We start from the raw sequence: 8,109 nt of genomic DNA, 5'->3' as shown, positions 1-8,109 counted from the left end.
CTCCCCACCGGCCCGGTGCGGCGCCGCTGGACGCCGCCGACGCGCTGCAGGCCGAGGCCGACCGGCTCCAGGCCGAGCTGGAGGAGGCCAGGCCGCCGCACGCGGGCCCGTTCGCGCAGCTCGGCGCGGCCGTGGTGGCCCTGGCCGCAGGCGTGTTCGGGGCCGTCGTGTCGTACACGCTCGGTCTCGGGCAGCTCACCCAGCCGGGCCCCGGCCTGTGGCCGTTCGCCATCAGCATCGTCATCATCGTGCTGTCGGCGACGCTGGCCTTCACCGGCCGCGGGCTGCAGGACACCGAGCGCTTCTCCCGGTCGAGCCTGCTCACCGTGGTCGGCCTGGTGACGCTGGTCGGGCTCGCCTCTCTCCTGCCGGTGATCGGTTTCGAGATCCCCTCGCTGCTGCTCATGTTCGTCTGGCTGCGCTGGCTGGGCAAGGAGTCGTGGCGCTCGTCCATCGTGATCAGCGTCGGCGCCGTGGCCGCGTTCTACGTGCTCTTCGTGCTGCTGCTCTCGATCCCGCTCCCGCGACTCATCTGAGAAAGTCACATGGACCTCTCCCCGATCCTCGACGGCTTCGGCGTCGTCCTCGAACCGGCCAACCTGCTCTACTGCCTGATCGGCGTCATCATCGGCATGCTGATCGGCGTGCTGCCCGGCCTCGGGCCCGGCGCGACGATCGCGATCCTGCTGCCGATCACGTACGGCATCGGCCCCGTGTCGGCGATCATCATGCTGGCCGGCATCTTCTACGGCGCCCAGTACGGCGGCACGATCACCTCGGTGCTGCTCCGCCTGCCCGGTGAGGCGTCCTCGGTGGTGACCGTCTTCGACGGGTTCGCGCTGGCCAAGCAGGGCCGGGCGGGCACCGCGCTGGGCATCGCGGCCATCGGCTCCTTCGTCGGCGGCACGATCTCGATCCTCGCCCTGACGCTGGTCGCTCCGGTCGTGGCCGGGTTCGCGCTCGACTTCGGCCCGCCCGAGTACGCCGCCCTGGGCATCCTCGGCGTGCTGCTGATCTCCTCGGTCGGCAACGGCAACCGGCTCAAGGCCATCATCGCCGCCTGCGTCGGCCTGCTGCTCGCGACCGTCGGCCGCGACACCTTCACCGGCGCCGAGCGCTTCACCTTCGGCAGCCTCGACCTCGCCGAGGGCATCGACTTCATCCCGATCGCCATGGGCCTGTTCGGCCTCAGCGAGATCCTCTACAACCTGGAGGAACGGCACAACAAGGTCCACTCCCCCGCCAAGGTCGGCAACGTCTGGCCGTCGCGCAAGGACCTCGGGCAGGCCAAGGGCGCGATCGGGCGCGGCTCGCTCATCGGGTTCGTCCTCGGCGTACTGCCCGGCGGTGGCGCGGTGCTGTCGTCGCTGGCCGCGTACGCGCTGGAGAAGCGGCGCGCCAAGCAGCCCGAGCGCTTCGGCCGGGGCGCGATCGAGGGCGTGGCCGCGCCCGAGACGGCCAACAACGCCGCCGCCACCTCCTCATTCATCCCCCTGCTGACGCTCGGCATCCCGGCGAACGCGACCATGGCCCTGATCTTCGGCGCGCTGCTCATCCAGGGCATCCAGCCGGGGCCGCAGCTGGTCACCGAGCATCCGGACGTGTTCTGGGGCGTCATCAACTCGATGTACATCGGCAACATCCTGCTGCTGATCATGAGCATTCCGATGGTCGGGGTGTTCGTCCGGATCCTGCGGGTGCGGCCGGCCATCCTGGCCCCGATCACGGTGCTCATCACGCTGCTGGGCGCGTACACGGTGAACAACAAGGTGTACGACGTCTTCATGGTGATCGTGTTCGGCGTGCTGGGGTACCTGATGAAGAAGTTCGGCTTCGAGCCGGGGCCGCTGGTGCTGGCGTTCGTGCTGGGCTCGATGATCGAGAACTCGTCGCGGCAGTCGCTGCTGATCTTCGGCGGCGATCCCGCGGGCTTCTTGACCCGTCCCATCTCCGGGACGGTGCTGGCGCTGGTCGTGATCGTCGCGGTCTGGCCGCTCATCCGCAAGGCGCTGCGCCGCATGACCACCGATCGTGTGGAGGAGACTGTTTCATGACCATCCTCGTCGGTTACCTGCCCACGCCCGAGGGCGAGGCCGCCGTCGACGCCGGCCTGCGCGAAGGCAGGCTGCGCGGAGAACGCGTGATCATCGTCAACTCGCCACGGCGCGGCGCCCCCGTGGACGAGCACAAGATCGACGACGCGGCCGGCTCGGAGCTGCTGCGGCGGGCCCGTGAGGCAGGGGTGGACGCTGAGCTGCGCCAGCCGCTGCACGACGACGACCTGCCCGAGACGTTCGAGCAGCTGGTCAGGGAGAGCGATGGCACGCTCATCGTCATCGGGCTGCGGCACCGGTCGCTGGTGGGCAAGTTCATCCTGGGCAGCGAGGCCCAGCGGATCCTCATGGAGGCCAGCGTGCCCGTACTGACCGTGAAGGCCCCTGCCGTGCGAGCCGAGCTTTGAGCCCGCGCGAAGCGGGGCGGGTCAGCAGGGTGGTCGTCACCCCGGTCGCCTTCCGTGACCCGCCGCTGCTCAACGTCGTGGGGGTGCACCAGCCGTACGTGCTGCGCGCGATCGTCCAGGTGCACACCGATGCCGGGCTGGTGGGCCTGGGCGAGACGTACGCCGACCAGTCGCACCTCGACCGGCTCGGCGCGGTGGCCGCCGCGCTGCCCGGCGCGGACGTGTTCGACCTCAACGCGCTGCGCGCGACCGTGGTGAAGACGCTCGGGGAGGGCACCGGGGGCGCGGGCGCGAGCTTCGGCGGCATGCTGGAGGTCTCCAGCGCCGTGGACACCGTGGTGGCGCCGTTCGAGGTGGCGCTGCTCGACCTCCAGGGCAGGGCGCTCGGCCGCCCGGTGAGCGACCTGCTCGGCGGCGCCGTACGCGACCGCGTCCCCTTCTCGGGCTACCTGTTCTACAAGTGGGCCGGCCATCCGGGCCACGACGACGACTCGTGGGGCGAGGGCCGCACGCCCGAGCAGCTGGTCGCCCAGGCCCGGCGGATGGTCGACGAGTACGGCTTCACCGCGCTCAAGCTCAAGGGCGGCGTGTACGAGCCCCGCCACGAGTACGAGACCGTCGAGGCCCTGGCTGAAGCCTTCCCCGGCCACGCGCTGCGCATCGACCCCAACGGCGCCTGGACCGTCGAGACCTCCGTCCAGGCGGCCGAGCGGCTGTCGGGCGTGCTGGAGTACCTGGAGGACCCGACTCCCGGCATCCCCGGCATGTCGGAGGTCTCCCGGCAGACGTCGATCCCCCTGGCCACGAACATGTGCGTCATCGCCTTCGAGCACCTCAAGCCGGCCGTCGCCGCCGACGCGGTGCAGGTCGTCCTGTCGGACCACCACCTGTGGGGCGGGCTGCGCCGCTCGGCGCTGCTGGGCGGCATCTGCGAGACGTTCGGGCTGGGCCTGTCGATGCACTCCAACTCGCACCTGGGCGTGAGCCTGGCCGCCATGACGCATCTCGCGGCGGCGACCCCGAACCTCACGTACGCGTGCGACACCCACTACCCGTGGAAGACGGAGGAGGTCGTCAAGCCGGGGGCGCTGGAGTTCCGCGACGGGAGCGTGGCCGTGCCCACCGGGCCCGGCCTGGGCGTGGAGCTGGACGAGGACGCGCTGGCCGCGCTGCACGAGCAGTACGTCGCGTGCGGGCAGCGGGGGCGGGAGGACACCGCGTACATGCGGTCGATCGTCCCCGGCTTCACCCCGAACACGGCCCGCTGGTGACGTAGCCCTTCAGGGCGCCTGGAGGCGGGCGCGGGAATTGGACAGGTGCAGCCGCATCGCCGCCCGCGCCGCCGCGGCGTCCTGGTCGGCGACGGCGCGGTAGATGTTCTCGTGCTCCAGGGTCACCCGGGTGAAGTGGGTGGCGTCGGACACCGTGTGGACGTGCGGCAGACGCGTGCGCGGCAGCATGATCATCATCGGCCCGAGCGAGGCGAGCAGGTCGGAGTAGAACCGGTTCCCCGACGCCAGCGCGACCTTGAGGTGGAAGGCGAAGTCGGCCTCGACCGCGTTGCCCGGCTGCTCGCCGGAGCGCCCGAGGTCGACCAGGGCCCGCTCGATCGCCTTGAGCTGCAGGTCCGTCCGGCGCTCCGCGGCCAGCCCGGCCGCCTCCGACTCGACGCCGATCCGGAAGTCGATCATGTCGAGGACGTCGCGGTGGGTGCGGATGCCGGACGCCTCCACGGAGAAGGCCGTCGAGGCGGGCAGCGCGAGCACGAACGATCCGCGCCCCTGGAAGGTCTCGACCAGCCCCGCGGCCTGCAGCCGGGAGACGGCCTCGCGGACCACGGTGCGGCTGACGCCGAACTCCTGGATGAGGGAGGACTCGGTGGGCAGCTTCTGGCCGGGCTGGATCTCGCCGGCCAGGATGCGGGCCTTGAGCCGTTCGACGAGCTCGTGCGCGAGCCCGCGCCCGCTGTCACGGTCGAGCCTGCGCCCGGTGTCGCGGCCGGCCTTGGGGTCTGGGGGCACGGCTGACAAATCTACCCGCCTCCGAGGAGGACGTCGTCGAGCCGCCAGTCCCGGGCGTGCGCGGCCAGGGTGAGGCCGAGGCCGGGCCGTTCGGGGACCAGCATGCGCCCGTCCCTGATCTCCGGCCGCTCCTCGAACAGCGGCGAGAGCCATTCGATGTGCTCGACCCAGGAGTCGCGCGGGTAGGCGGCGGCCAGGTGCACGTGGATCTCCATCACGAAGTGCGGCGCGACCTGGAGGTGGGCGTGGTCGGCGAGGGCGGCGATCTTGAGGTAGGGGGTGATGCCGCCGACGCGGGGCACATCGGGCTGGAGGAAGTCGGCGGCGCGCAGGTCGATCAGGCGGACGAGGTCCGGCGCGCTGGACAGCATCTCGCCGGTGGCGATCGGGGTGTCGAGCGCGGCGGCGAGCTGAGCATGACCTTCGGCGTCGTAGGCGTCCAGGGGCTCCTCGATCCACACCAGACCCAGATCCTCCACCGCCCGCCCGAACCGCAACGCACTCGCCCGATCCCACTGCTGGTTGGCGTCCACCATCAACGGCACCCCGTCCCCCAGATGCTCCCGCACCGCCGCCAACCGCCGCAGATCCTCCCGCATGTCCGGCTGCCCCACCTTGATCTTGATCCCGCCGATGCCCTCCGCCAAGGACTGGGAAGCCCGCGCCTTCACCTCCTCGATCGGCGCGTGCAGGAAGCCGCCCGAGGTGTTGTACGTCCTGACGGAGTCGCGGTAGGAGCCGAGCAGCTTCGCCAGCGGCAACCCCGCCCGCTTCGCCTTCAGATCCCACAACGCCACGTCGATCGCCGCCAGCGCCTGCGTGGCCACCCCCGACCGGCCCACCGACGCCCCCGCCCACAACAACCGCTCATACACCCGGCCGATGTCCGACGGATCCTCACCCACCAGGTTCTCCCCCACCTCCTTGGCATGCACGTACTGCGCCGGCGTGCCGGCCCTGGTCGTGTAGGAGAAGCCGAGCCCCTCCAGGCCGTCGCCGGTGGTGATCTCGCAGGTCAGGACATCGAGCTGGGACAGGGGCCGCTGCCGTCCCGTGGCCACCTTGGCGTCGCTCACGGGCCGCGCCAGCGGCACCGCGTAGCGGCCGAACCGCACGGCGACGACGGCCCCTGACGTGACGCGCGCCCGCGTGCCGGACACGGCCTACGCCTTTCCGAACTCGACGCTGTCCACGGTCCACTTGCGGCACTGCTCGCTCAGCGTGATCCCGAGCCCCGGCCGGTCGGGGACGATCATGCGGCCGTCGCGGGTTTCGAGCCGCTCCTCGAACAGCGGGTTGAGCCACTCGAAGTGCTCGACCCAGGGCTCGCGCGGGTAGGCGGCGGCCAGGTGGAGGTGGATCTCCATGGCGAAGTGCGGCGCGAGCTGCAGCCCCGCGTGGTCGGCCAGGGTGGCCAGGCGCAGGAAGGAGGTGATGCCGCCGACGCGGGGGGCGTCGGGCTGGATGATGTCGGCGGCGCGGGCCTCGATGAGGCGTACGTGCTCGGCCACGCTGGACAGCATCTCGCCGGTGGCGATCGGGGTGTCGAGCGCGGCGGCGAGCTGGGCATGACCTTCGGCGTCGTAGGCGTCCAGGGGCTCCTCGATCCACACCAGACCCAGATCCTCCACCGCCCGCCCGAACCGCAACGCACTCGCCCGATCCCACTGCTGGTTGGCGTCCACCATCAACGGCACCCCGTCCCCCAGATGCTCCCGCACCGCCGCCAACCGCCGCAGATCCTCCCGCATGTCCGGCTGCCCCACCTTGATCTTGATCCCGCCGATGCCCTCAGCCAAGGACTGGGAGGCCCGCGCCTTCACCTCCTCGATCGGCGCGTGCAGGAAGCCGCCCGAGGTGTTGTACGTCCTGACGGAGTCGCGATAGGAGCCGAGCAGCTTCGCCAGCGGCAACCCCGCCCGCTTCGCCTTCAGATCCCACAACGCCACGTCGATCGCCGCCAGCGCCTGCGTGGCCACCCCCGACCGGCCCACCGACGCCCCCGCCCACAACAACCGCTCATACACCCGGCCGATGTCCGACGGATCCTCACCCACCAGGTTCTCCCCCACCTCCTTGGCATGCGCGTACTGCGCCGGCCCGCCGGCTCGCTTGCTGTAGCTGAAGCCGGTGCCGCCGTGGCCGTCCTCGGTCGTGATCTCGGCGAAGAGGAAAGCGATCTCGGTCATCGGCTTCTGCCGTCCGGTCAGGACCTTGGCGTCGCTGACGGGGACGTCGAGGGGGAGGGTGACGGAGGAGAGCGCGACGTGACGGATGCGGTCGGAAGCCATGGTGGTCCTCGGGCGTGGGGCGGCAGGATTCATACGTCATCGTACAAATCCATAAGTCATCTGACAACATGCTCAGCTGCTGAGGCCGAGCCGGGTGCGTACGGCGGCGAGGATGTCGTGCGGGAGGGGGGCGTAGCCGTACAGGGCGAGGTAGGACTGGCCGGCGTCGCCCGCGGTGTAGCTCAGGAAGGCCCGCACCAGCGGGTCGGCGTCACCCTGGCAGGTGATCTCGTAGGTGATCATGACGATGGGATAGGCGCCCGGGATCCTGGTCCGGTAGTCGAACTTCACGATCGGGCCGTGTTCGGTGCTGACGACCCTGGCGCCCTCCATCGCCCGGGTGGCGCTCTCGGGCGAGAGCTTGACGAAGTGCCCGGAGGAGTTGCGGATCTTGGCGATGCGCAGGCGGGCGTTGCTGGCGTAGCCGTACTCGACGTACCCGATGGAACCCTCCGAGTACTGGACGACCTGGACGATCCCCATGGAACCCCGGGTCGGCCGCCCCGCACCCCGCCACACCATGGACGGCTCGTTCGGCCACCGGCCCGTCGCCCGCAAAAACGCGGTGAAGTTGTGCGTCGTGCCCGAGTCGCCGGCGCGGTGAACGGGCCGGACCCGCGCGTCCGGCATCCGCACGCCGGGGTTGTCGGCGCGGATCTCCTTGGCGTCCCATCGGGTGATCCGCCCGGTGAAGATGCCGGTCAGCGTGTCCGGCGACAACCTCAGCTCCGGTACGGACGGCAGGTTGTACGCCAGCGCCACCGGCCCGATCACCATGGGCAGATGCAGCGCGCTGCCCCCGCAGCGCCGGTCGGCCAGCCGCTGATCCCCCGGCGGCATACGGATGTCGGACCCGGCGAACGCGGTGGTGCCGGCGATGAAGTCCCGGATGCCGGCCCCCGACCCGTTGGCGCGGTAGTCCACCCGGAACTCGGGATGAATCCGCTGGAACTCGGCCCGCCAGGCGTCCATCGCCCCCTTCTGCGCGGTCGACCCGGACCCGGTGATCGACTTCACGACCCTGGTCCCGTCGGTCCCCTTCTCCCCGCTGATGAAGTACCCGACCCCGCACAGGGTGACCACGCCCGCGGTCAGGACCAGGGCGATGAGCAGCCCCGGCCACGCGATCCGCTTCAGGTTTGCCACCCCGCCCAGCTTAGGAAGCACCCGTTCCCGCGCACCTCGATCAACCGTCAAGCCGGCCGCATGAGTCCGTCATTTCCCTCTTTGCGCACCGCGGGCCCTGCCTCCGGACAGCCGAACGCCCACCTCCGCTCTGCCGGGGTGGGCGCGGGGTCGTAGAGGTTACTTGAGCCAGGGGGTGCGCTGGACGATG

8 protein-coding genes are annotated in these 8,109 nt (G+C 70.8%); 4 read left to right on the top strand and 4 right to left on the bottom strand.

Features of this window, described 5'->3' with window-relative positions:
* The 4 genes from ABFX54_RS31805 to ABFX54_RS31790 all read left to right on the top strand — a co-directional run.
* A partial coding sequence (locus ABFX54_RS31805) for a tripartite tricarboxylate transporter TctB family protein (RefSeq protein ID WP_346110264.1) occupies positions 1-536 on the top strand: 536 nt, incomplete at its 5' end.
* A gap of 9 nt (positions 537-545) precedes the next feature.
* Entirely contained in the window at positions 546-2,054 is a 1,509-nt protein-coding gene (locus ABFX54_RS31800) for a tripartite tricarboxylate transporter permease (RefSeq protein WP_346110263.1), read from the top strand.
* Positions 2,051-2,461 carry a universal stress protein gene (locus ABFX54_RS31795; protein WP_346110262.1) on the top strand — a complete coding sequence of 137 codons (411 nt, stop codon included), beginning with the start codon at positions 2,051-2,053 and terminating at the stop codon, positions 2,459-2,461. Before ABFX54_RS31800 ends, ABFX54_RS31795 begins: the two co-directional genes overlap by 4 nt.
* Positions 2,458-3,732 (top strand): glucarate dehydratase family protein, encoded by a 1,275-nt coding sequence (locus ABFX54_RS31790; RefSeq protein WP_346110261.1) that lies wholly within the window; start codon positions 2,458-2,460, stop codon positions 3,730-3,732. Before ABFX54_RS31795 ends, ABFX54_RS31790 begins: the two co-directional genes overlap by 4 nt.
* Positions 3,733-3,741: 9 nt before the next feature.
* Here the strand turns inward: ABFX54_RS31790 and ABFX54_RS31785 are convergent, their stop codons facing one another.
* From ABFX54_RS31785 to pstS, 4 genes are all read right to left on the bottom strand, one after another.
* Positions 3,742-4,482 carry a FadR/GntR family transcriptional regulator gene (locus tag ABFX54_RS31785; protein ID WP_346110260.1) on the bottom strand — a complete coding sequence of 247 codons (741 nt, stop codon included), beginning with the start codon at positions 4,480-4,482 and terminating at the stop codon, positions 3,742-3,744.
* Between the two features lie 11 nt (positions 4,483-4,493).
* Positions 4,494-5,642 (bottom strand): L-talarate/galactarate dehydratase, encoded by a 1,149-nt coding sequence (locus ABFX54_RS31780; protein ID WP_428834600.1) that lies wholly within the window; start codon positions 5,640-5,642, stop codon positions 4,494-4,496.
* A gap of 3 nt (positions 5,643-5,645) precedes the next feature.
* A complete protein-coding gene (locus tag ABFX54_RS31775; RefSeq protein ID WP_346110259.1) occupies positions 5,646-6,773 on the bottom strand; it encodes an L-talarate/galactarate dehydratase in 1,128 nt (375 codons plus the stop codon).
* A 72-nt stretch (positions 6,774-6,845) separates the two neighbouring features.
* Positions 6,846-7,919, bottom strand: a complete 1,074-nt coding sequence (gene pstS, locus ABFX54_RS31770) for a phosphate ABC transporter substrate-binding protein PstS (RefSeq protein WP_346110258.1) — start codon at positions 7,917-7,919, stop codon at positions 6,846-6,848.
* Positions 7,920-8,109: the final 190 nt, after the last annotated feature.

The sequence above is a fragment of the Nonomuraea maheshkhaliensis genome (assembly GCF_039529435.1).
Lineage (GTDB): Bacteria > Actinomycetota > Actinomycetes > Streptosporangiales > Streptosporangiaceae > Nonomuraea > Nonomuraea maheshkhaliensis.
The sequence above is the reverse complement of the archived record's forward strand: the minus strand, read 5'-3'. Positions and strand labels throughout refer to the sequence as shown.